This window comes from Streptomyces sp. R818 (genome assembly GCF_056172735.1).
In genome coordinates, this window is record NZ_JAOCNE010000002.1 from 428,381 (window position 1) to 449,060 (window position 20,680).

Annotated in this window: 21 protein-coding genes; 8 read left to right on the forward strand and 13 right to left on the reverse strand. The window is 71.9% G+C overall.

What is annotated here, in order from left to right; genetic code table 11:
* Nucleotides 1–127 precede the first annotated feature (127 nt).
* The 4 genes from N5I75_RS04875 (at nucleotide 128) to N5I75_RS04890 (ending at nucleotide 3,457) form a co-directional block, all read left to right on the forward strand.
* Complete coding sequence (locus N5I75_RS04875; RefSeq protein ID WP_476674631.1) at nucleotides 128–1,051, forward strand: phosphorothioated DNA-binding restriction endonuclease; 924 nt, start codon at nucleotides 128–130, stop codon at nucleotides 1,049–1,051.
* Between the two features lie 61 nt (nucleotides 1,052–1,112).
* Nucleotides 1,113–2,114, forward strand: a complete 1,002-nt coding sequence (locus tag N5I75_RS04880; protein ID WP_476674633.1) for a phosphotransferase family protein — start codon at nucleotides 1,113–1,115, stop codon at nucleotides 2,112–2,114.
* 102 nt (nucleotides 2,115–2,216) lie between these two features.
* Nucleotides 2,217–2,807 carry a dihydrofolate reductase family protein gene (locus N5I75_RS04885; protein WP_476674635.1) on the forward strand — a complete coding sequence of 197 codons (591 nt, stop codon included), beginning with the start codon at nucleotides 2,217–2,219 and terminating at the stop codon, nucleotides 2,805–2,807.
* The gene (locus N5I75_RS04890; RefSeq protein ID WP_476674637.1) at nucleotides 2,804–3,457 is read left to right on the forward strand and encodes a maleylpyruvate isomerase family mycothiol-dependent enzyme; all 654 of its coding nucleotides are present in this window, start codon (nucleotides 2,804–2,806) and stop codon (nucleotides 3,455–3,457) included. Before N5I75_RS04885 ends, N5I75_RS04890 begins: the two co-directional genes overlap by 4 nt.
* A gap of 178 nt (nucleotides 3,458–3,635) precedes the next feature.
* On the opposite strand, the gene N5I75_RS04895 is transcribed toward N5I75_RS04890, so the two are convergent.
* From N5I75_RS04895 to N5I75_RS04920, 6 genes are all read right to left on the reverse strand, one after another.
* Nucleotides 3,636–5,798 carry a dipeptide ABC transporter ATP-binding protein gene (locus tag N5I75_RS04895; RefSeq protein ID WP_476674639.1) on the reverse strand — a complete coding sequence of 721 codons (2,163 nt, stop codon included), beginning with the start codon at nucleotides 5,796–5,798 and terminating at the stop codon, nucleotides 3,636–3,638.
* Nucleotides 5,795–6,784: an ABC transporter permease gene (locus N5I75_RS04900; protein WP_476674641.1), complete on the reverse strand. Its 990-nt coding sequence runs from the start codon at nucleotides 6,782–6,784 to the stop codon at nucleotides 5,795–5,797. The genes N5I75_RS04895 and N5I75_RS04900 overlap by 4 nt, the downstream gene beginning before the upstream one ends.
* On the reverse strand, nucleotides 6,781–7,860 hold the full coding sequence (locus tag N5I75_RS04905; protein ID WP_476674643.1) for an ABC transporter permease: 1,080 nt from the start codon (nucleotides 7,858–7,860) through the stop codon (nucleotides 6,781–6,783). Before N5I75_RS04905 ends, N5I75_RS04900 begins: the two co-directional genes overlap by 4 nt.
* Nucleotides 7,861–7,862: 2 nt before the next feature.
* Nucleotides 7,863–9,581: an ABC transporter substrate-binding protein gene (locus N5I75_RS04910; protein WP_476674645.1), complete on the reverse strand. Its 1,719-nt coding sequence runs from the start codon at nucleotides 9,579–9,581 to the stop codon at nucleotides 7,863–7,865.
* 179 nt (nucleotides 9,582–9,760) lie between these two features.
* Nucleotides 9,761–9,856, reverse strand: coding sequence for an Ms4533A family Cys-rich leader peptide (locus N5I75_RS04915; RefSeq protein ID WP_476674647.1), 96 nt, complete (start codon nucleotides 9,854–9,856; stop codon nucleotides 9,761–9,763).
* 58 nt (nucleotides 9,857–9,914) lie between these two features.
* Nucleotides 9,915–10,043 (reverse strand): hypothetical protein, encoded by a 129-nt coding sequence (locus N5I75_RS04920; RefSeq protein WP_476674649.1) that lies wholly within the window; start codon nucleotides 10,041–10,043, stop codon nucleotides 9,915–9,917.
* Between N5I75_RS04920 and N5I75_RS04925 the strand changes: the two genes are divergently transcribed.
* Nucleotides 10,042–10,926: an aldo/keto reductase gene (locus tag N5I75_RS04925; protein WP_476674651.1), complete on the forward strand. Its 885-nt coding sequence runs from the start codon at nucleotides 10,042–10,044 to the stop codon at nucleotides 10,924–10,926. The genes N5I75_RS04920 and N5I75_RS04925 overlap by 2 nt on opposite strands.
* Here the strand turns inward: N5I75_RS04925 and N5I75_RS04930 are convergent.
* From N5I75_RS04930 to N5I75_RS04955, 6 genes are read right to left on the reverse strand one after another with little or no spacing between them, the layout of a single operon-like run.
* Nucleotides 10,889–11,917: a fumarylacetoacetate hydrolase family protein gene (locus N5I75_RS04930; protein WP_476674653.1), complete on the reverse strand. Its 1,029-nt coding sequence runs from the start codon at nucleotides 11,915–11,917 to the stop codon at nucleotides 10,889–10,891. The two genes, N5I75_RS04925 and N5I75_RS04930, sit on opposite strands and share 38 nt — an antisense overlap.
* Before the next feature lie 17 nt (nucleotides 11,918–11,934).
* Nucleotides 11,935–12,873 (reverse strand): VOC family protein, encoded by a 939-nt coding sequence (locus N5I75_RS04935; RefSeq protein ID WP_476674655.1) that lies wholly within the window; start codon nucleotides 12,871–12,873, stop codon nucleotides 11,935–11,937.
* 6 nt (nucleotides 12,874–12,879) lie between these two features.
* The gene (locus N5I75_RS04940) at nucleotides 12,880–13,896 is read right to left on the reverse strand and encodes an amidohydrolase family protein (RefSeq protein ID WP_476674657.1); all 1,017 of its coding nucleotides are present in this window, start codon (nucleotides 13,894–13,896) and stop codon (nucleotides 12,880–12,882) included.
* Complete coding sequence (locus tag N5I75_RS04945; RefSeq protein ID WP_476674659.1) at nucleotides 13,893–15,029, reverse strand: FAD-dependent oxidoreductase; 1,137 nt, start codon at nucleotides 15,027–15,029, stop codon at nucleotides 13,893–13,895. The genes N5I75_RS04940 and N5I75_RS04945 overlap by 4 nt, the downstream gene beginning before the upstream one ends.
* Nucleotides 15,030–15,074: 45 nt before the next feature.
* Nucleotides 15,075–16,031: a cyclase family protein gene (locus tag N5I75_RS04950; RefSeq protein ID WP_476674764.1), complete on the reverse strand. Its 957-nt coding sequence runs from the start codon at nucleotides 16,029–16,031 to the stop codon at nucleotides 15,075–15,077.
* A gap of 8 nt (nucleotides 16,032–16,039) precedes the next feature.
* Nucleotides 16,040–17,044, reverse strand: coding sequence for a fumarylacetoacetate hydrolase family protein (locus N5I75_RS04955; protein ID WP_476674661.1), 1,005 nt, complete (start codon nucleotides 17,042–17,044; stop codon nucleotides 16,040–16,042).
* A gap of 152 nt (nucleotides 17,045–17,196) precedes the next feature.
* Here N5I75_RS04955 and N5I75_RS04960 point away from each other — a divergent pair, with 152 nt between their 5' ends.
* Both N5I75_RS04960 and N5I75_RS04965 read left to right on the forward strand, forming a co-directional pair.
* Nucleotides 17,197–18,120 (forward strand): LysR family transcriptional regulator, encoded by a 924-nt coding sequence (locus tag N5I75_RS04960; RefSeq protein WP_476674663.1) that lies wholly within the window; start codon nucleotides 17,197–17,199, stop codon nucleotides 18,118–18,120.
* Between the two features lie 308 nt (nucleotides 18,121–18,428).
* Nucleotides 18,429–19,046, forward strand: a complete 618-nt coding sequence (locus tag N5I75_RS04965; protein WP_476674665.1) for a phosphodiesterase — start codon at nucleotides 18,429–18,431, stop codon at nucleotides 19,044–19,046.
* 99 nt (nucleotides 19,047–19,145) lie between these two features.
* Here the strand turns inward: N5I75_RS04965 and N5I75_RS04970 are convergent, their stop codons facing one another.
* The gene (locus N5I75_RS04970) at nucleotides 19,146–19,760 is read right to left on the reverse strand and encodes a CGNR zinc finger domain-containing protein (protein ID WP_476674667.1); all 615 of its coding nucleotides are present in this window, start codon (nucleotides 19,758–19,760) and stop codon (nucleotides 19,146–19,148) included.
* A gap of 53 nt (nucleotides 19,761–19,813) precedes the next feature.
* Here N5I75_RS04970 and N5I75_RS04975 point away from each other — a divergent pair, with 53 nt between their 5' ends.
* Nucleotides 19,814–20,635, forward strand: coding sequence for an MBL fold metallo-hydrolase (locus tag N5I75_RS04975; RefSeq protein WP_476674669.1), 822 nt, complete (start codon nucleotides 19,814–19,816; stop codon nucleotides 20,633–20,635).
* Nucleotides 20,636–20,680 lie beyond the last annotated feature (45 nt).

Genomic DNA, 20,680 nt, shown 5'->3' on the forward strand with positions numbered 1-20,680 from the left:
CCAATCGGCGGCGTCCATGAGCGGTCGGTCGCTCATCCACACGACGGGATACGGGAGCCGGCATGCGTGCAGAATCGGTGGCGCACTCGACGACAGCAGTCGACAGCTCTGACTATGTGGACCCGTGATGACGCGAGACGAACTCCTGGGCGCCCTGGCCGCGTTGCGGCGGGCGCAGATCGGCAGTCGGCGGGCCCCGCACAAGCCGCTGTTGCTGCTCTGGCTGCTCGGCCGGTTCGTGACGGCCGGAAGTACGGCGGTCACGTACGAGGAGGCCGAGGAACCGGTCAGCCGTCTGATCAATGATTTCGGGCCCGCAGTGACCAGCCCGGCGCGGGCGCGTGAGCGGGCAGCGATGCCCTTCGTGCACCTGGAGCGGGGGCTGTGGGAACTCAGGGACGGGGCAGGCGCCGAGGTCGGTCCCGGCGTGCCGGAACGTGGGACGCGTCTGCGTGCCGTCGGCGCCCACGGGCGGCTGCGGCCGGACGTGGAACGGCTGCTCGGCGACCCGGAGACGCTCGCCGCGGCGGCGCGCCTGCTCCTCGAGCAGCACTTCACCCCGGCCCTGGAGGCGTCCATCTGCGATGCCGTCGGCCTGGATCTCGCCGCGGCGGACGGCACGGTCACCCTCCCCGCCGCCGGAAAACGACGCAAGCGCCGGGCCGGATTCGCCGAAGAGGTACTGCGGGCGTACGCGTACGCCTGCGCCTTCTGCGGATACGACGGTGCCCTGGGCCGCAACCCCGTCGGCCTCGAGGCGGCACACGTGCGGTGGCACAGCCAGGACGGCCCGGACGAGATACACAACGGCTTGGCCCTGTGCTCCCTGCACCACACCCTCTTCGACCTCGGCGTCCTCGGTCTCCTCCCCGACCTGCGCATCCAGGTCTCCGAGCTGTACGTGGCGCGCAACCCGGCCGGCCGATCCCTGCACGCCCTGCACGGTCAGCCCGTGGCGGCCCCCGCGCCGGGCCGCCCGCCGGTGGAGACCGAGTTCGTCGTCTGGCACGGCGTGCAGGTCTTCAAACGGCCGGGGGCACAGGCAGCCTGACGACAACACCACCGACGAAAACGTTTTGCGAGCACCGGGCCCCGGATGATGGCCTGGCGCAATGATCGAGCGCGATGGAGCGGTGGGCCTCCGGCCGTTGACACATCTGTGGGTACGTCGGCAGTTGCAGGCCGGTGAACGGGTCGTCGGAGTGGAGCCGTTGCACGGTGGGCTCACCGCTGAGATGCGGAGGCTGACCATCGGTCATGGGCATGGGCATGGGCATGGTTATGCGGATGGTCATGGTCAGGGCCATCCGGGCGGCGGTACGCGCGTCCTCGTGCTGCGGACCTTCGTCGGCGAGGAGAACGCCGAGGACTGGCTCGGCAGGGAGGCCTCCGCCCTCGCCCTCCTGCCGGGGACCGGAGTACCGGCCCCTGAACTGGTCGCGGTCGACCCGGCCGCGACGCACTGCGAGTATCCGTCGCTCCTCATGACACATCTGCCGGGGCGGACGGTGCTCGACGACGCGGGCGTGGAGCAGCGTGTCACGTTGCTGGCCCGGCAGCTCGTGGCGATCCACGCCTTGCGCCCTGCCGCGCGGCCGCGCGCGTACGTGGCCCTGACGACCCCTGACACCGTCGTGACTCCGCGCGGCGCCGACGCGCGTGCCTGGGCCGCCGCGACCGACGTGATCCGCAGGCCCGCACCGCCCTACGAGGGGCGCTTCCTGCACCGGGACTTCCAGCCCGGCAACGTACTGTTCGACGTCCCGCCGTCGGGGCCGGCGGATGCCCGGATCACCGGGGTCGTCGACTGGGCGGCGACCTCCTGGGGCCCGGCGGATCTCGATGTGGCGCACTGCGCCGTCACGCTCGCGCTGCTGCACGGGCCGCAGTGGGGTCTGCGGTTCCCGGAGGCGTACGAGGAGGCCGGCGGGGTGCTGGCCGCTGCCGCGGACCGGCGGCTGTACTGGCTGGTCCGGGACGCGCTGGCCTCCTCCGAGGAAGTGCGCGAGGTGTCGCGGGTCTGGCGTGAGGCCGGCAGGACGGAGCTGACGACTCACACCCTGGAGCAGCGACTGGACGCCTATGTCACCGCCCTGATGGATACGCACAGGTGAATGTGGGGCGCTGGTCGCCGATTAGTTCGCCGTCCGCCGGGGGTCTTCCCTGTGAGACGACCCGCCCACGGGGCCCCGTGTCCAGGAGGAAGCAGCGAAGCCATGACCAACAACCCGATTCGGCTCTACATGTCGATGTCGCTCGACGGTTACGTCGCGGGACCGGACGACCGGCCGGGGCAGGAGCTCGGGCGCGACGGCGGACGGCTCTTCAACTGGCTCGACGACCGGGACTCCGACGGCCCCAGCGGCCCGGTCTACCGTGAGGCGCTGGCGACCGGCGCGCTGATCTCCGGTCGTCGGACCTTCGAACTCGCCGGGCGCTGGCAGGGAGACCACCACGACGGCGTGCCGATCCTCGTACTCACCCACCGGATCGACGAGGCGGACGTGCCGCCCGGTCACGCTCGCTTCGTCACCGATGTCGAGGACTGCGCGCGTCAGGCCCGCGCGGCCGCGGGGGACCGGCCCGTCATGGTGCACGGGGCGGGTGCGGCCCAGGCGCTTCTGCGCGCGGGGCAGCTGGACGAGATGGAGATCCATCTGGTGCCGGTGCTGCTCGGGGAGGGGCGACGCCTCTTCGAGCACCTGGGCAGCGAGCACATCGAACTCGACCTGGTCCGACGGCTCGACGGCCGGGACGTCACGCATCTGCGGTACCAGGTGCGCCGGTCCGGGAAGGGGGGCGCGTGAGGGCGGCGGCCGCGGGCTCTCAGGCGGAGGTCTGGTCCTGGATCCGGGCCGAGCGGGCGGCGCTCGCCGCCGATCTCGCGGGGTTGCGCGAGGACCAGTGGGCGACCCCGTCGCTGTGCGCGGGACTCTCCGTGCGCGAGGTTCTCGCGCATCTCACCGCGGGGGCGAGCCTCAATCCGGTGCGGTGGATGGCGGGGGTGATCCGGTGCCGGTTCGACTTCGACAAGCAGGTGGCGATGCGGCTGGCCGAGCAGCTCGGGGCGACCCCGGCCGAGACGCTGGAGCGGTTCCGGCGGACCGTTTCCAGCCGGACGAAGCCGCCGCTCCCTGCTGTGGCGATGCTCGGCGAGACGATCGTGCACGCGGAGGACATCCGGCGCCCGCTCGGTGTCCGTCGCGACGGCCCGGTCGAGGTCGTCACGCGGGTGGCCGAGTACTACCAGGGGTCGGACCTGGTGGTCCTCGCCAAGGGACGCATCGGCGACCTGCGCCTCGTAGCGACCGACGGCCCCTTCACGACGGGATCCGGGGCGCTCGTGTCCGGGACGACCCTGGCTCTGACGATGGCCATGACCGGACGCGTCGCCGCTCTCGACGATCTGACCGGCGACGGGGTCGAAGAACTCCGCGCGCGTTGCGCAGTGGCGTGACACGTCGGCGCGAGCGGGACGTGGCGGTCCCGGGCCCGCGCCCGTGACACGCTCCGGCCACCTCGGTCTGGGGGTCCGGCTCTCCACTCACGGGGGTGGAGGAGAGCCGGACCTCCGCACGGAGCGAGACCGGGTCCGGCCGGCCCGACGGGATCCGACCGACCCCGACCGCCCCGGGTCAGACCGAGGCGCCCAACTCCGCCCGCTCCGAACGTCGTTGCGCCGCCAGCGCCGGATCCAGTGCCGGAACAGCGGCCAGGAGCCGCTTCGTGTACGGGTCCTTCGGATCCGCGTACACCGTCTCCACGTCGCCCTCCTCGACGATCCGGCCGCCGCGCATGACCGCGACCCGGTCGCTGACCTGCCGCACGACGGCAAGGTCATGCGCGATGAAGACCAGGGCCAGGCCCAGCTCACGCTGCAACTGGCCGAGCAGTGCGATGACTTGGGCCTGCGTGGTCACGTCGAGCGCGGAGACCGCCTCGTCGCAGACGATCAGGTCCGGCTCCCCGGCCAGGGCCCGCGCGATCCCGACCCGCTGACGCTGGCCCCCGCTGAACTCGTGCGGGTACCGGTCGTACTGCCCGGGGTCGAGGCCGACGCGTTCGAGGAGGTCGCCGACGCGGGACCGGATGACGCCCTCGTCGCGTTCGCCGGACGCCCGCAGCGGGTCGGCGACCGACTCGCCGATGGAGCGGCGCGGGTTGAGGGAGGACTGGGGGTCCTGGAAGACCATCTGCACGCGGCCCCGCCGGGAGAGACTGCCGGACGTGGGGTCGAGCAGTCCGACCAGCATGCGCCCGAGCGTGGTCTTGCCGCTCCCGCTCTCACCGACGACGCCGAGGGTCTCACCCCGGCGAACAGCGACGGAGACACCGTCGACGGCGGTATGAGCGGCCCCACCCTTGCCGAAGACCCGCACCAGATCGACAGCTTCGACGAGCGGTTCCGCGGTGTCCGTGACGGGGGTCAAAGCTGGCGCCGAGACCGAAGCCGGCGCCAGAGCGAAAGCCGGGTCCATGGCTGAGGCTGACGTCGGCGTCGGAGCCGGAGCGGCAGCCGCGTCCGTGTCCGGAGCCGAGTCTGAAGCCGAAGCCGTGTCCGTGTCCTTGTCTGGAGCCGAGTCTGGAGCCGAAGCCGTGTCTGTGTCCGGAGCCGAGTCTGAAGCCGAAGGCGAGTCCGTGTCTGGAGCCGAAGCCGAGCCCGGAGCCGAAGCCGAGCCCGAAGCCGGAGCCGAAGCCGAGCCCGAAGCCGGAGTCGGCGTTTGAGCCGAAGCGGCAGCCGAGTCCGAGTCCGGAGCCGCAGCTGAGACCAGCGTCGGAGCGGGAGCCGGAGCCGAAGCGGAAGCCAGGTCCGGAGCGGAAGCCGGGTCGGAAGCGGAAGCTGGGTCCGGAGCCGGGGCCGGGGTCGGGGCGGCGCCCGGAAGCGGGACCGAAGCCGAAGCCGGGACCGAAGTCGAACCCGGGACTGATAGCGACGCCGGGATCGAAGCCGAAGCCGGGACTGATAGCGGCGCCGGGACCGATGGCGGCGCCGGGGGCGTCACCGGCCCCGCCACCACCACATCCGCCGTGATGCGTGGCACCGCCGCAAGCAGTGCCCGCGTATACGGCTCGCGCGGGGCCAGCAGCACCTCACCCACCGGCCCCCGTTCCACGGCCTCGCCGGATTGCATGACGAGCACGTCGTCGACCGATTCCGCCGCGACCGCCACGTCGTGCGTGACGAGGAGCAGGCCCATGCCGGTCTCGGTGCGCAAGTGGTGCAGGAGGTCCAGGATCTGGGCCTGCACCGTGACGTCCAGGGCGGTGGTGGGCTCGTCGGCGATGAGGAGTTGCGGCTCGCAGGCGAGGGCCATCGCGATGAGCGCCCGCTGCCGCATCCCGCCGGAGAACTCGTGCGGCCGCGACCGGGCCCGTCGCGCGGCGTCCGGGATGCGGACCCGGTCAAGGACCTCGATGGCCCGCGCCCGCGCAGCACGCCGGGACACTCGGTGATGGACCCGGTAGACCTGGGCGATCTGGTCGCCGACCCCGTAGTAGGGGTCGAGCGAGGACAGCGGGTCCTGGAAGACCATGGCGGCCCGGCCACCGCGCAGCGCCCGCAACTCGGCGTCGTCGGCCGCGTTCACGTCCACCCCGGCCACCTTGACCGAGCCGGTGACCTGGGCACCCGTACCGCGGTGCAGGCCGAGGAGCGCGTACGCGGAGGCGCTCTTGCCGGAGCCGGACTCCCCGACGACGCCGAGCGCGCGGCCCGGTTCGAGGGAGAACGACAGGTCCCGTACCGCGCGTACGTCGCCGAACGAGATGGAGAGACCGGAGACTTCGACCAGGCTCACGCGAGCACCACCCGTCGGTCGGCCATCGCGTGCAGCACGTCCGCGACGGTGTTGGCGAGGACGACGAAGAAGCCGGTGGTGAGCACCAGGCCGACGACGACCGGAAGGTCCACGGTCTTCACCGCGTCGACGAGTTCCCGGCCCACCCCGGGGATGCCGAAGAGGGACTCGGTCAGCACGGCGCCGCCGAACATCGCGCCGACATCGAGCGCGGCGAGCGCGATGACCGGCGCGAGCGCGCCGCGCAGGGCGTGCCGGCCGACCAGCGTCCCCTCACCGACCCCGTACGCGCGGAAGGTGCGCACATGGTCCTCGGCGAGCGTCTCCAGCATCGAGGCGCGGGTCATCCGGGCGTACGGGGCCGCGGAGATCAGCGCCAGGGAGATCCAGGGCAGCAGCAGGTTCCAGGCCCACTGCTCGGGGTCGTCGGTGAAGGGCACGTAGTCCGGGAACGGCAGGATCTGCAGCCAGGTCACCAGCAGGATGATGAGCAGCAGGCCGATGACGAAGACCGGGGTGGCCATGCCCGCGAGCGTGATCCACATCAGGACGCGTTCGGTGACTCGGCCGCGCCGCCACACCGAGAGCACCCCGGTGCCGACGCCGAGCACGATCCACAGCACGAACGCGCCGACGACGAGCGAGGCGGTCGCCGGGAGCTTGGCCAGGATCAGCTCGGTGACCTGCTGGTCGCTCTGGTAGGAGAGGCCGAGGCAGGGCGCCTGGCAGTGCATGACCCCGGTTCCGGTCGAGTAGTCGCGGCCGGCGAAGAGGGCCTCGACGAAGTGCGCGTACTGCACGTACAGCGGGTCGCCCAGGTGGAGCTGTTCGCTGACCTGCGCGACCTGCGCGGGGGAGCAGCGCGGGCCGCACGCGATCTGCGCGACGTTGCCGGGAGCCACGTAGAAGGCGGCGTAGACGACGATACTGAGCGCGACGAGGACGAACAGCGCCCCTGCGGCGCGCCGGATCAGAAACCCCTTCATGCGTCGGCTCCCTTCTGGCCACGGGTGCCACGACCGAGGCCGGTGCCGCGACCGCGACCGGTGCCGCGTCCACGACCGGTGCCGCGACCTCGACCTCGGTCCCGGCCGGTGCCGACCCGCAGCCGCGACTCCGCACGCGGGTCGAGCGCGGTGCGCACGCCGTCGCCGAGGACGGTCAGCGCGAGGACGGTGACGAACAGCAGCAGCGCGGGGATCAGCAGATAGCTGGGGGCCGCCTGGTACCAGGTGTCGGCGTCGCTGAGCATCTGCCCCCAGGACGGCGTGGGCGGCTTGATGCCGACCCCGAGGAAGGACAGCGCCGCCTCCACGACGATGTTGGCGGGGAAGAGCAGCACGGCGTACGTGATGACGGGCGCGGCGAGGGCCGGGAGCAGCTCGCGCCTGGCGACCTGCCACCCGCTCCAGCCGCTCAGCCGTGCGGCGGCGACATGGTCGAGGGACTTCAGCGCGAGTGTCTGCGCCCGCACGATCTTCGACGTGCCCGCCCAGCCGACGAGGCCGATGACGACGGCGATCAGGACCGGGCGCGGGAAGGACGCCGGGACGACGGCCAGGGCGCCGAGGGCGATGACCATGACGGGCAGGGCCACCATGACGTCGGTGACCCGGCTCAGCGCCTGGTCGACCAAGCGGTTGCCGAGCCCGGCCGCGAGCCCGACGACGACCCCGATCGCCACCTGCAGGACGGTCGCGGTGAGCGCGACGCCGAGCGAGACACGCGCCCCGTGGACGACGCGGGCGAACAGGTCGCGCCCTGTGAGGGGTTCGACGCCGAGCCAGTGGTCGGCGCTGATCCCGCCGAACGAGCCGATCGGTACACCGCCGGTGGCGGAGTCGACGAGCGTCGGGTGGTACGTGGTGGGGTCCTGCCCCTCGAGCGCGGTGAGCAGGGGCGCCGCGAGGGCGACGAGGACGAGGAGGGTGACGATCGCGCCCGCGACGAGGGCCGCGCGGCGCGCCCGCAGGCGCCGCCAGAACGTACGGCCCCCGGGGGCGGGGGCCGCGATCACGGCCCCCGCCCCCTCCGTCTCCTCGGCGAGGAGTGTCTGTGTCATGGCTACTTGACCGCGACCTGCGAGACGTCGAGCACACCGGTCCAGTCGCTGATCACGATGTTCTTGACGGACTTGCCGTACAGCCGCTTGTAGACCGGGTGGAACAGCGGCACGGTCAGGGCCTGCTTGCCGACCTTCTTGTCGAGTGCGCCCCAGCGCTTCGCGGCGGCGTCCAGGTCGGTCAGCTTGTTGATCTCGTCGATCTCCTTGTTGACCGAGGCGTCGTCCAGCTGGGCCGAGTTGAAGTTGTACCCGGCCTTGACGATCTGACGGCCGTCGAAGATCGGGGCGAAGAACGGGCCGCCGGAGGGCCAGTCGGCGCCCCAGCCGCCGAGGAAGAAGCCCGGCTCGCTCTTCACGTTGTAGACGGTGTCTGAGTAGTCGTTGTCCTCCAGGCCCTGGAGCTTGACGGTGATGCCCGCCTTCTTCAGCGCTTCCTGGATCGCCGTCGCGATCTCCGGGCTCGTGGCGAAGTTCTTCTCGTTGTCGTGCGTGAGGGTGACGGTCAGGCCCTTGGCGTAACCGGCCTCCTTCAGCAGCTCCTTGGCCTTGGCGGCGTTGCCGGACTTCCCGGCAGGGAAGTGGTCGTAGGGCGTGTAGCCGAAGGACTTCTGGTCGGGCAGGAACGTGGTCGCGGGTTCGGCGAGCGAGGAGCCGCCCGCCGCGTTGACCACGGAGGAGCGGTCGACGGCGTAGGCGATCGCCTGGCGCACCTTCGGGTTGTCGAACGGCTTCACCTTCGGGTTGAAGGCGATGTAGTTGGTGTAGCCGAAGTGTCCGGTGCCGACCCGGGCGGCGAGGTCCTTGTCGCCGCTGACCTTGGCGAGTTCGGCCGGGCCGAGGTTGGTGTCGGTGGTGACGGCGGCGGCATCGGCACCGCGCGAGGCGGAGAGCCGCTGGTTGATGACGGCGGAGTCGAGGCCGGAGCGGACGTCGATCCGGTCCGGGTAGGCCTTGCGCTCCTCATCGGTCGAGGCCGACCAGTGCGTGTTGCGCTCAAGGACGAGCCGCTCGCCGTCGCCCTCGTTCTTCACGACCTTGTACGGGCCCGAGGAGAGCGGGTGCTGCTCGTACTCGGTGCCCTTGTCCTTGGCCTGCGGAACCGGGGTCGTCTGCGTCTGGGTGGCGAGGTAGGGGAACTCGCCCTCGGGCTTGTTCAGGTGGAAGACGATGGTCTTCTCGTCGGGCGTCTCGATCGAGTCGAGGCCCTTCTTGTCCTTGTACGGGCCCTCGTAGTCGGCCCCGCCGATCAGCCAGTCCCGCAGGTAGGGCGCGCCACCGGACAGCTCGGCGGCGAAGGAGCGCTCGATGCCGTACTTGATGTCGGCGCTCGTGATCTTCGAGCCGTCCTCGTACGTGAGGCCGTCCTTGAGCGTGTACGTCCACACGGTGGCGTTCTTGCTCGGGGTGCCGAGGTCGGTGGCCAGGTCGGGGACGACCTTCGCACCGGCGGCACCGTCCTCGCGGTTGCGCGTGGTGAGCGTCCGGAAGACGAGGGAGGGGATGTTGCCGCCGCCGGAGGTGTAGAGCCGGGCGGGGTCGAAGTCGGTCTGCGGGCTGCTGTTCAGGACGGTGAGCGTGCCGCCCTTGTGCGGGGCGCCCGAGGCGCCGGCGGAACCGTCCTTGGTGTCCTGGGGGCCGCAGGCCGCGGCGCCCGCACCCACGGCGAGTACGGCTGCCGCCGCGGTGAGGCGGCGCGATATGAAGGGCGGTTGACGCATCGGGACATGACCTCTCGAAGTACTGCCATAACGTGCATAACGGGATGAAACTCGCGCAGGCGGCACCGAGGAGTTCGGGTGGCGAAGAAGGCGACCGGATCACTGGGACTGTCGCGCCTGCGGGGGAAGGAGTGCGGGTGCGCGGCCGGGAAGAAGGGCGACGCGCACGCCGGCAGGCGTCAGCAACAGTGGATGTCGGAGACGCTGTGCCCGGTCACACCGATGAGCGCCAGCCGGAAGGCGGCGTTCGCGGAGGTGAGGGGGCTGCGTGACATGGACAGGAATATGGATCAGTGATCCGGGAAATGTCAACGCGGGATGAGACGGATCGTCTCAGTAGGTGGACAAGGAGGAGAACAGGGCTCGTGCGCCGCGCAGTTGCAGCAGCGGTCGTTGCCGATCACGTCCGAAGATGATCGTGCAAGTTTGAAAGACTTCGAGGCTGGTTACGTCGTCCACCATGCAGACACGATTCATCGGCAATGACACCGTCGGGCGGCACGAGGTCGGGGCCGTCGGCCTGGGCCTGATGACGTTCGACCAGACCGGGGCCCAGCCGCGCCGACAGCTGCTCGACACAGTGAGCGCCGCGCTCGACGCCGGCGTCACCCTCTTCGACACCGCCGACGCCTACGGCCCCGGCGACGAGAAGGGCGCGGACGCCCAGGGCGAGAACGAGCGCCTGATCGCCGGACTCCTCGACGAACTCGGCGTACGCGACCGTGTGCTGCTCGCCACCAAGGGCGGGCACGTCCGCACCGACGGCGGCGGCTGGGACACCGACAGCTCCGCGCCGCACCTGCGCACGTCCGTCGACGACTCGCTGCGCCGCCTCGGCGTCGAGCAGATCGCCCTGTGGCAGCACCACCGGCCCGACCCTGCCGTCCCCTACGAGGAGGTCGTGCAGACCCTCAAGGAGATCCACGACAGCGGCAAGGTCGCCATGGTCGGGCTCTCCAACGCGAACCCCGAGCAGATCCGGCAGGCCCACGCGGTGCTCGGCCCCGCACTCGTCAGCGTGCAGAACCAGTTCTCGCCGGCCTTCCGCAGCAGCCGCCCGGAGATCGACGTCTGCGCCGAGCTCGGCCTCGCCTTCCTGCCCTGGAGTCCGCTCGGCGGCCTGAACCGCGCCAAGGGTCTGGCCGATGACCACCCGGCCTTCCAGGACGTCGCCGCGGAGCTGGGAGCCAGCCCGCAGCAGGTGGCGCTGGCCTGGGAGCTGGCCCAGTCCCCGGTGGTGATCCCGATTCCCGGTGCGAAGCGCCCCGCCTCGATCACCGACTCGGCCGCCGCGGCCGGCCTCGAGCTCAGCGCGGAGCAGCTCGCCCGGCTGGACGCGGCCTGACGCGACCGCGTCGGCGCCCGGCGGGCAGCGGGACCGGCTCGGGCCCGGGGACGACCGTGTTGGTGAGGGAGCCGATGCCCTCGACCGTGAGCGTGACGGTGTCGCCGGGCTGCAGCGGCGGGGGGTTCCGCGCACCGCGCAGGCCCCACAGCTCGGCGAGGCAGCCGCCGTTGCCGCAGGTGCCCGAGCCGAGGACATCGCCGGGGACGACGCGGGTGCCGCGGGAGGCGTAGGCGGTCATCTCCTCGAAGGTCCAGCTCATGTTGGACAGCAGGTCCGTGCCGACCGTCTCGCCGTTGATCTCCGCGGTCAGGGCGAGGCGCAGGAAACCGTCGCCGTCCCGGTGCGGTTCCAGTTCGTCGGCGGTGACGAGCCAGGGGCCGAGCGTGGTGGCGGTGTCCTTGCCCTTGCAGGGGCCGAGGCCGACCTTCATCTCGGCGGACTGCAGGTCGCGGGCCGACCAGTCGTTGAGGACGGTGTATCCGACAATGTGGTCGCGGGCCTGCTCGGGGGTGAGGTCACGCCCTTCGCGGCCGATGACGGCGGCCACCTCCAGTTCGAAGTCCAGGGCGGCGGAGCCCGGGGGCGCCGGGACGCCGTCCTGGTGTCCGTGAATGGCGTGCGGGTTGGTGAAGTAGAAGGTCGGCGCCGCGTACCACTGTTCGGGCACCCCCGCGACACCGTCCACGGACCGCCGTACGCCCTCCACGTGCTCCTCGAAGGTCACGAAGTCGCGGACGGACGAGGGCCGCAGCGGCGTCAGGAGACGTACGGCGGAGTCGGAGACGTGCGGCCCGGCGGGGCCGCCGAGGGCCGCCGCTCCCGCGTCGAGCAGTCCGGGCAGCCCGCCGGTCGAGGCGATCAGCTCGGAGAGGGAGTGGACGGCGGGCAGCGGGAAGAGGGTGCCGCCGCTGTCGACGACTCCCACCTGCGGGCGGCCTTGATGCTCGTCATGCTCGCAATGCGTGTGCGTGTAGGAGGCGAAGCGCATGACAGCTCCTTTCGGGGTCAGACCGGCGGGGCGACGAAGACGCCGCGGTCGGGGTCGTTGAAGGACTCCTTGGCGACCAGTTCGTTCATGGGGTTGGCCGTGCCCCACTGGTCGGTGACCTCGGGCCGCGAGAAATCGTAGATGTGCGGGTGCCAGGTGTCCTCGTCGAGGAGCTCCAGCTCGGTCGTGTACTCGACGGTGTTGCCGTGCGGGTCGAGGAAGTAGGTGAAGGTGTTGTCCCCCGCCATGTGCCGCCCAGGACCCCAGATCTTCTGGTACCCGGCGCGCAGCACACGGCCCGAGCCGCGCATGTACTCGTCCAGGCCGCGCATCTCGAAGGAGACGTGGTGCAGGGCGGTGTGCGGGCCCTGCGCGATGGCCATCGAGTGGTGCTGGCTGGAGATCCGCATGAAGTGCATGACCTCACCCATGTGCGGCGAGGACAGCGTGTCGGACAGCGCGAAGCCGAGGTGCCGCTCGTACCACTCACGGGTGCGGTTGAGGTCGGGGGAGTTGAGGACGACGTGGGAGAGCTTGACCGGGATGGCCTCCTTCTCCTCGATCCTGCGGTGCTCGCGCACGGCCACATCGGCCGAGACCTCGATGGTGCGGCCGTCGACGTCGAAGAACCGGAAGCCGTGACCGCCGCCCGGGGTGTCGACCGCTCCCGGCCGCGATATCAACTGCACACCTGTGGCCAGCAGTTGCTCGGCCAGCGTGTCGACGTCGGTGGCGGACGCGGCTCCGTAGGAGATGAGGTCGAGGCGCTTCTCGTCGGCCTTGCGCAGCCGGACGACGTAGTTCTCCGGGCTGCCCTCGGCGGCGAGGAAGGAGATGCCCGAGTCCTCGGCGACCTTGGTCAGGCCCCAGACCCCGGCGTAGAAGTCGAGCTGCTTGTCGTAGTCCGGCACGGCCAGGTCGACGTGGCGCAGGTGGGTGAGCAGACGGTGGCTCATGGTGGGTCAGTCCTTCCGGAGGAGGAGAGCGGCCGCGTTGGCGCCGCGGATCGCTTCGAGGTCGGTGTCGGACAGGCGGGCGGCGCGCAGTGCGCCGAGGGGGTCCTCGGTGCCCATGTCGAAGGGGAAGTCGGAGCCGAGCAGCACCCGGTCGGCGCCCGCCACCCGGACCAGCTCCTGAAGTACGTACGGGTCGTGGACCAGGGAGTCGAAGTACAGGCGCCGCAGGTAGCTGCTGGGCTGGTGCGCGCAGCCGGACCCGGCGTCGGGCCGGGCCCGCCAGGCGTGGTCGGCGCGGCCGATGTGCGTGGGCAGGTAGCCGCCGCCGTGCGCGGCGATGATCCGCAGGTCCGGGTGGCGGTCCAGGACGCCGGAGAAGATCAGGTGGGACAGGGCGACGGCGTTCTCGGCGGGCTGGCCGACGGAGTTGGACAGGTACCAGCGGTCGAGCCGCTCGTCGAGCGTGCAGCCGAAGGGGTGCAGGAAGACGAGCGCACCGGTCTCCTCGACCCTGGCCCAGAGGGGTTCGTACGCCGGGTCGGACAGTTCACGGCCGGGCGCGTGGCTGGAGATCTCCACCCCGTACAGGCCCTGCTGAAGTGCGTGGTCGAGGGCGCGCACCGTCTGTGCCGGGTGTTGCAGGGGGACGAGTCCGAGCCCGCGCAGCCGGTCGGGCGCGGCCGAACAGTGCGCCGCTGTCGCCTCGTTGGCGAGCCGGCACACCTTCTCGGCCGTCTCCTCGTCGGCCCAGTAGTGGTAGTGCGAGGGGGAGGGGCTGACGAGCTGGACGTCCACGCCCTGGGCGTCCATCGCCGCGATCCTGGCCGCCGGATCGGTGAGGCGGGGGAGGCGTTCCCGGATCATCGGGCCGTTGACCCGCAGCGCCTCGCGGCCGTTGCGGCGGGCGTCGAGGGCGCGGGCGTCGGCAAGCCCTGGCGCGCCGTCGACCAGCGCCTCGACCTCGGGCAGGAGGACGTGGGCGTGCACGTCGATGGTGGGCGGTGGCGTCGGTGCTGTGGTCACGGCAGCTCCCGCAGCATGGTCATGGTGCGGCCCATCAGGCCGGGCACGTCGGCGTCCCGGACTCCGTCGAGCTGCCACCGGCCGATCTGCACGGAGGCCTCGACCACGGGACGTACGCGGGCGATCCGTCGCTCGTAGTACGCCTGGAACAGCGCGTCGTCCCAGGTGTCGGTGGCCGTGAGCAGCTGGGCCAGCACCCAGGCGTCCTCCAGGGACAGGGCCGCGCCCTGCGCGAGCGTGGGCGGGCAGCAGTGCGCGGCGTCCCCGACGAGAACGACACGCCCGCGGTGCCAGGAGCCCTCGACCAGGAGCCGGTCGAACCACGTGTAGTTGACCTGGGCCGGGTCGGTGATGTGCGCGGTGATCTCGGGCCAGTTGCCGCCGTAGTGCTGTGCCAGGGCGCGCATCTCGTCCGCGTACGAGTCGGCCGGGATGGCGGCACGGTCGCGGTTGGCCTCGACGACGTACGCGTAGAGCGTGTCGTCGCTGGTGGGGCAGTAACCGGCGATGTAGGCCGGGCCGCCGTAGGCGAGGTCGGTGCGGGTGACGCCGGCCGGGCGGGGCGCGGCGACCCGCCAGATCGCCATGCCGGTGGGTTCGGGCCGCTCGGTGATGCCGATGGCGGCGCGGGTGGCCGAGCCCAGGCCGTCGGCGGCGATGACCAGGTCGTAGCGGGACTCGGTGCCGTCGCTGAAGCGGACGGTGACGCGGTCGTCGGCGGCGGACTGGTCCAGGGTCTCGGCGCGTATGCCGAGCCGGACGTCGGCGCCGCTCGCGCGCACGGCCTCGCTGAGGATGCGCTGCAATCGCGGGCGCCGCATGCCGACGGTGGCGGGCAGGTCGTCGCCGCCGGTGCGCAGGTCTTCCGCGACGTGCAGGACGGTGCCGTCCGGTGCGGTGATGCCGACCGCGCCGAAGCCGCAACCCGACTTCTCCACCTGGTCCCACACGCCGAGTTCGCGCAGGACGCGCAGGGCGTTGCCCTGGAGGGTGATGCCGGAGCCCGCGGTGGCGTTCCAGTCGTCCTTGGCCTCGATCAAGGTGACGGTGATCCCGGCGCGGCGCAGCAGGATCGCGGCGGCGTTGCCTGCCGCGCCACCGCCGATGACGAGGACGGTGCGGGGTGTGGTCATGAGTAACTCCTCAGCGGCTGGCGGGTGTCGCAGACCTGTGCAGGTCTACTTGACGGCGATCGGGCTGACGGGCGAACCGACGGCGCCGGTGATGGGCAGGGGAGCGGCGGTGAGCCAGAAGTCGTGCACGCCGTCCTCCGCGCAGTCGGCGGCGAGCGCGTCGAGGTCCCACATCTCGCCGATCAGCAGGCCCAGGTGGGGGATGGCGACCTGGTGCAGTGGCTGGAAGGCGTGGTCGAACTCGTTCGGCCGGACCTCGAAGCCCCAGGTGTCGGTGGCGATCGCGGCGATCTCGGTGCGGTGCAGCCAGCCCGCCGTGGTGAAGGAGAGGCCCGGCGCGGGGCCGCCCGCGTACTCGCCCCAGCCCTCGCGCCGGGCGCGGGTGAGCCGGCCCGTGCGCACGAGCACGATGTCGCCGCGGCCCACGGTCAGGCCGTGCGCCTCGGCCGTCGCGGTCAGGTGGGCCTCGGTGATCGCGAAGCCGTCCGGCAGCTCGCCGTCCTCGCCGACGACACGGCCCACGTCGAGGAGGACACCGCGCCCGGCGACGTACGGGGCCATGTGCTCGATGCCGGTGACCAGATCGCCGTCGGAGGTGACGACCTGCTCGGCCGGGCGCCCGTTCCACGCCTTGCCGTGGTCGAAGATGTGGCCGAGCCCGTCCCACTGGGTGGAGCACTGCAGGGGCATGGTGATGACGTCGTCGGCGCCGCCGAGCCCGTGCGGGAAGCCCTGGTTGCCGAGGGCGGCGTCGGTGCCGGTGTCGAGCATGGTGTGCACCGGGTTGGTCCGCCGCCGCCAGCCCTTCTGCGGCCCGTCCATGTCGAAGCGCTGCGCGAGCGAGAAACTGACGCCGCGTCGTACGCGCGCGGCGCCCTCGCGGCGCTTGGACTCGTCGAGGAAGTTGAGGGTGCCGAGCACGTCGTCGGCGCCCCAACGCCCCCAGTTCGAATACGCCTTGGCGGCCTGCGCGATGGTGCCTTCCGGATCCGTGCGGTCCAGGGACGTCGTCACGAAACCGCCACCTCCGCCACACAGCGGGTGCGCTGCGCGCCGAGCCCGGTGATCGAGCCGTCCATCACGTCGCCGTCGCGCAGCAGGCGGCCCCAGTGCATGCCGTTCCCGGCGGGGGAGCCGGTCAGGACCAGGTCACCGGGGAGGAGGCGGGCGCTCCGCGAGGCGTAGGACACCATGCGGGCCACGTCGAAGATCATGTCCTTGGTGGACTCGTCCTGCATCGTCTCGCCGTTCAGCCTCAGTACGAGGCGCAGGTCGCCGGTGTCGGTGACCGACTCGGCGGGCACGATCCACGGGCCGAGCGGCGTGAACCCGGGGGCGTTCTTGCTGCGCAGCCAGTCCGTGCCGATCTGCGGCATGTCGCGCCGGAAGACGGTCGCGCGGTCGGTGAGGTCGTTGGCGATCGTGTATCCGGCGACGTGCTCCAGCGCCTCCTCGACGGAGACGCGGTACGCCGGACGCCCGATGACGGCCGCCAACTCCAGCTCCCAGTCCGGCTTCTCGGCCCACGCGGGGAGTACGACATCGTCGTAGGGGCCGGTGACGGCGCTCGGCAGGCCGATGAAGACGTACGGCAGGTCCTCCGCCGCCCGCCGGTCCATGATCTCGGCGGCCTCGGCGCGACGCTCGTCCTCCGGGCGGTCGTCGCCGGGCGCGCGGTGGGCGACGTGCAGATCGATGACGTGCTGACGGTAGTTGGCGCCGGACTGGAAGACCTGGCGCGGCTCGACCGGTGCGTGCACACGGAACCCCGCGAGCGGCTCGCGCTTCGCCGACGCGTCCTCGGCCAGATCCCGGAGGCGGGGCAGCATCGCGGCCCAGTCCTCCAGGAGGCGCCGGACCGTCAGCCGCTCGTCGCCGAGGGCGCCGCGCAGGTCGACGACGTGCTCCTCGGGGGTGACCAGGGCGGGGAACTCCGGGCCGTCCGGGGACGAAAGCGTCGCGAGCGCGAAGGGGCCGGCGAAGGGCGCGGATGCGGGGGCAGGTTTCACGGGCATGTCCTCCTGATTGCGGTGGCACTAATCTGGACCCGCCACCGGTGATCAGGGAAATAGATTGTGTGGATGCAAGTCATCCGTCGCACGAATTCCTACTGGTCGGCGCAGCTCGCCCCGAACAGACGCCGATGCCGTACAGCAAGGAAAAGTCCGTGAACCTGGCCCGCCTGGATCTCAACCTCGTCGTCGCACTGCGGGCCCTCCTGGAGGAGCGCAACGTCACCCGTGCCGGGCAGCGCGTCGGCCTGAGCCAGCCGGCCATGAGCGCCGCCCTCGCCCGGCTGCGCCGCCACTTCGACGACGACCTGCTCGCCCGCGTAGGCGGCCACTACGAACTGACCGCCCTCGGCCAGGTCCTCCTCGACCGCACCTCCACCGCCTACGACGTCCTCGAACGCCTCTTCTCCAGCCAGGCCGAGTTCGACCCGGCCAGGGAGAGCCGCGAGTTCCGGCTGGTCGCCTCCGACTACGCCGTCTCCGTCTTCGGCGCCGAACTCGCCCGCGTCGTCCACGGAGAGGCTCCCGGCATCCGGCTGCGCTTCGCGCAGACCCCGCCCACCGTCGTCGACGACACCGCGACCCTGCTCAGCGCCGTCGACGGACTGCTCATGCCGCACGGCGTCATCAGCGGCTTCCCCGCCACCGACCTCTACGACGACCGCTGGGTCTTCGTGGTCGCCGACGACCACCCGTCCGTCACCGACCGCCTCACCCGCCAGGACCTGGCCGATCTCCCCTGGGTCACCTACCAGCGCACCTACGACGCCCCTGCCGTCCGCCAGCTCGGCATGCTCGGCGTGGAACCGCGCGTCGAGGTCTCCGTCGACAGCTTCCAGCTCCTCCCGCTCCTCGTCGCGGGCACCCGCCGCATCGCCATGGTCCAGGCCCGCCTCGCCCGCCTGCTCGCGCCCATCGCCCCGGTCCGCGTCGTGGAACCGCCCTACGAGGCGGTCCCGTTGCAGGAGGCCCTGTGGTGGCACCCGGTGCACACGCACGACGCCGCGCACATCTGGCTCCGGGAGACGGCGGCGCGGGTCGGCGCGACGTTGGCTCTGCCGCGTGGGGTACCGGGTTGAGACCCCGCGTTCTCCCTGGTGGGGCCTGTTTCGTTCCTGCCGGTCGGGTAACTCGGTGGGCCGGACGGGGGGAGCGATCATCGGCGAGGTGGCGCATTGGTGCGAGGCCGGGGAAGGCGTCCGGCGTACGGCGTCGGCGTACGGCATCGTCACTGCTGAGGGGAAGGTGTACGGCATGTTCGAGCACGAGGCGGATGGTTGGGTCCGTACGGTCATGTGCCCGTGACCGGCGCACCGTTCAGCGCCGTTCATGCGCTCGCTCGGCGGACGGCGCGGCTGAGGTCCGCCCCGCGCTGCATCCGCACGGCGTGGTGTGCACGGGCCGACTGGCCGTGCCGGGCACGGAGGGTGGCGGCGGTCGCTGGGGCGTCCCCTGGCTGGACAACCCCGCGACCTTCTCCGTGACTGCCCGCTGGTCCCGCGCCCTCGGTCTGCCCGGACCCCTTCCGGACGGCCTCGGCCTCGCGCTGCGGATCGCCGACGCGGGCGGCCCCGACGCCCCGCTGGACCTGCTCCTCACCTCCAGCCTGCCGGGCCGCTACGGCCGCCATGTGCCGTTGCCCCGCCGCGACGCCCTCTTCGGCCCGTACTCCACCCTCGTCGCCTACCGCACCGGCACCCGCGACCGCGTCCTGGCGGCCTTCCCCGCCCGCGACGCGCACGGCACGGTCGGCGTGACACTGCCCGCCCTGCGCCGAGCGCTGGCACAGGCCCCCGTCCGCTTCACTCTGTGCGCCGCCGCGCCGGATGAACCCTGGGTCCGGTTCGCCACGCTGACCCTCGACTCGGCGACCCCGTCCGCACCCAGGACCACGTTCTCCTACGACCCGTACGCGAACCGGCTCCCGCACCTGCATCCCACGGCACGCTTGAGCGCCCTGCGCGAGGCGGCGTACAGCGGGTCCCGCCGGGGGCGGCGGGCTTGACGCCGGTCGCGGACTCCTGGTGAGCGGATGCGTATGTTCTGCGCTGTCGCGGGCCTTGGGGCACCGACAGGTCGCCGCGCACCTCGTCGCGTGAGGCGACTACGTACTGCTCGTGGCCGTGCTGCTCGTGGCCGTGTTCCGGCGGGACCGGGCCGCGCGGACGCGGTCGCCGCAGCGGGTCGAGCACCAGTGGCGGCGGCCGTGGGTGCGCACCAGGAAACGGTCGCAGGGGGCGGCGCCGCAGGTGGCGAGCCGGTCGGCGTCCGCGCCGGTGAGCAGGTCGGCGGCGTCGGCGGCGATCGTGGCCAGCGCATGGTTCACGGCCTGGTCGGTGGGGTGCGCCGGGGCGCGGTGGAGGCCCTGGGCCGCGTCCCAGGCGAGCAGGGGTGCGTTGGGCACCCGGGTCAGCGCCTCGTTCAGCGCACGTACGGATCGTTCCGGTGGCACGGTTCCTTCGACGCGGGCGGCGAACAGCGTGCGTACATGCAGGCGCAGCGTGCGCATGCGGTGCGCGCATGTGTCGTACACCCGTACCCCGGGTGGGGTCAGGTCGTGTCCGGTGAGCCAGGACAGGGCGGAGTCCGGGGCGGCGAGGAGGTCGTAGCCGTGGCCGCCGGGCAGCGGCGTCGCGGTGTCGGCGAAGTCCACGGAGAGGTAGCGGTCGGCGCCGGGGGCGGGGGGCAGTGTGGTGTCGGCGCGTTCGGTCGCTTTCATGCGCTCATGGTAAACCTTGCCTTTTTCCGTGATGCTGCCCTAGCGTGAGCGTCATGGGAAACGACGAGCAAATCCGTGACGACGGTGTCGGTGTCGGTGTCGTCGGCGGCAGAGTAGGACGGGGCTCGGACGCGGTACCGGTCCACACCTTCGGCGGCCCCACCGCCCTGATCGAGTACGGCGGGCTGCGCCTGCTCACCGACCCCACGTTCGACGCCCCCGGCGACTACCCCTCGCCCGGCGGCGGCCTCACCAAAACGCGCCCGTCCTCGGCCGCGCCCGCCGACCTCGGCCGTCTCGACGCCGTACTCCTCTCCCACGACGAGCACGCCGACAACCTCGACCACAGCGGCCGCGCGCTGCTGGCGGACGTGCCGCTGACCCTCACCACTCCGAGTGCCGCGAAGCGCCTGGGCGGCACTGCGCGGAGCATGACCCCGTGGGAGTCCGTGCACCTGGACCGGCCCGGCGGCGGCACCGTGACCGTCACCGCCGTACCCGCCCTCCACGGGCCCGAGGGGTGCGAACCCGTCACCGGAGAAGTCACCGGCTTCGTACTGACCGGCGACAGCCTCCCCACCGTCTATGTGAGCGGCGACAACGCCTCGCTCGACCTGGTCCGTCAGATCGCCGACCGGTTCGGACCGGTCGACACGGCGGTCCTCTTCGCCGGTGCCGTCCGCGTACCGACCCTCTTCGACGGCGCGCTCCTCACCCTGGACAGCACCCAGGCCGCGGAGGCCGCCACGATCCTCGGCGCCCGCCGGATCGTCCCCGTCCACTTCGACAGCTGGGCCCACTTCACCGAGGGCCGCGATCCGCTCCTTGCCGCTTTCACCGCAGCCGGTCTCGCCGACCGGGTGGAACTGGTCTGACTCGCCGTCAGCCATTGGCTGGGTGAGCGGCTGGGTCGTCGGCTG

Excerpts from the sequence above, each read along its gene's own strand:
- N5I75_RS04875 (WP_476674631.1), top strand. The coding sequence starts at position 128 with ATGACGCGAGACGAACTCCTGGGCGCCCTGGCCGCGTTGCGGCGGGCG.
- N5I75_RS04880 (WP_476674633.1), top strand. The coding sequence starts at position 1,113 with ATGATCGAGCGCGATGGAGCGGTGGGCCTCCGGCCGTTGACACATCTG.
- N5I75_RS04885 (WP_476674635.1), top strand. The coding sequence starts at position 2,217 with ATGACCAACAACCCGATTCGGCTCTACATGTCGATGTCGCTCGACGGT.
- N5I75_RS04900 (WP_476674641.1), bottom strand. The coding sequence starts at position 6,784 with ATGAAGGGGTTTCTGATCCGGCGCGCCGCAGGGGCGCTGTTCGTCCTC.
- N5I75_RS04905 (WP_476674643.1), bottom strand. The coding sequence starts at position 7,860 with ATGACACAGACACTCCTCGCCGAGGAGACGGAGGGGGCGGGGGCCGTG.
- N5I75_RS04910 (WP_476674645.1), bottom strand. The coding sequence starts at position 9,581 with ATGCGTCAACCGCCCTTCATATCGCGCCGCCTCACCGCGGCGGCAGCC.
- N5I75_RS04915 (WP_476674647.1), bottom strand. The coding sequence starts at position 9,856 with ATGTCACGCAGCCCCCTCACCTCCGCGAACGCCGCCTTCCGGCTGGCG.
- N5I75_RS04925 (WP_476674651.1), top strand. The coding sequence starts at position 10,042 with ATGCAGACACGATTCATCGGCAATGACACCGTCGGGCGGCACGAGGTC.
- N5I75_RS04920 (WP_476674649.1), bottom strand. The coding sequence starts at position 10,043 with ATGGTGGACGACGTAACCAGCCTCGAAGTCTTTCAAACTTGCACGATC.
- N5I75_RS04930 (WP_476674653.1), bottom strand. The coding sequence starts at position 11,917 with ATGCGCTTCGCCTCCTACACGCACACGCATTGCGAGCATGACGAGCAT.
- N5I75_RS04935 (WP_476674655.1), bottom strand. The coding sequence starts at position 12,873 with ATGAGCCACCGTCTGCTCACCCACCTGCGCCACGTCGACCTGGCCGTG.
- N5I75_RS04945 (WP_476674659.1), bottom strand. The coding sequence starts at position 15,029 with ATGACCACACCCCGCACCGTCCTCGTCATCGGCGGTGGCGCGGCAGGC.
- N5I75_RS04955 (WP_476674661.1), bottom strand. The coding sequence starts at position 17,044 with ATGCCCGTGAAACCTGCCCCCGCATCCGCGCCCTTCGCCGGCCCCTTC.
- N5I75_RS04970 (WP_476674667.1), bottom strand. The coding sequence starts at position 19,760 with ATGAAAGCGACCGAACGCGCCGACACCACACTGCCCCCCGCCCCCGGC.
- N5I75_RS04975 (WP_476674669.1), top strand. The coding sequence starts at position 19,814 with ATGGGAAACGACGAGCAAATCCGTGACGACGGTGTCGGTGTCGGTGTC.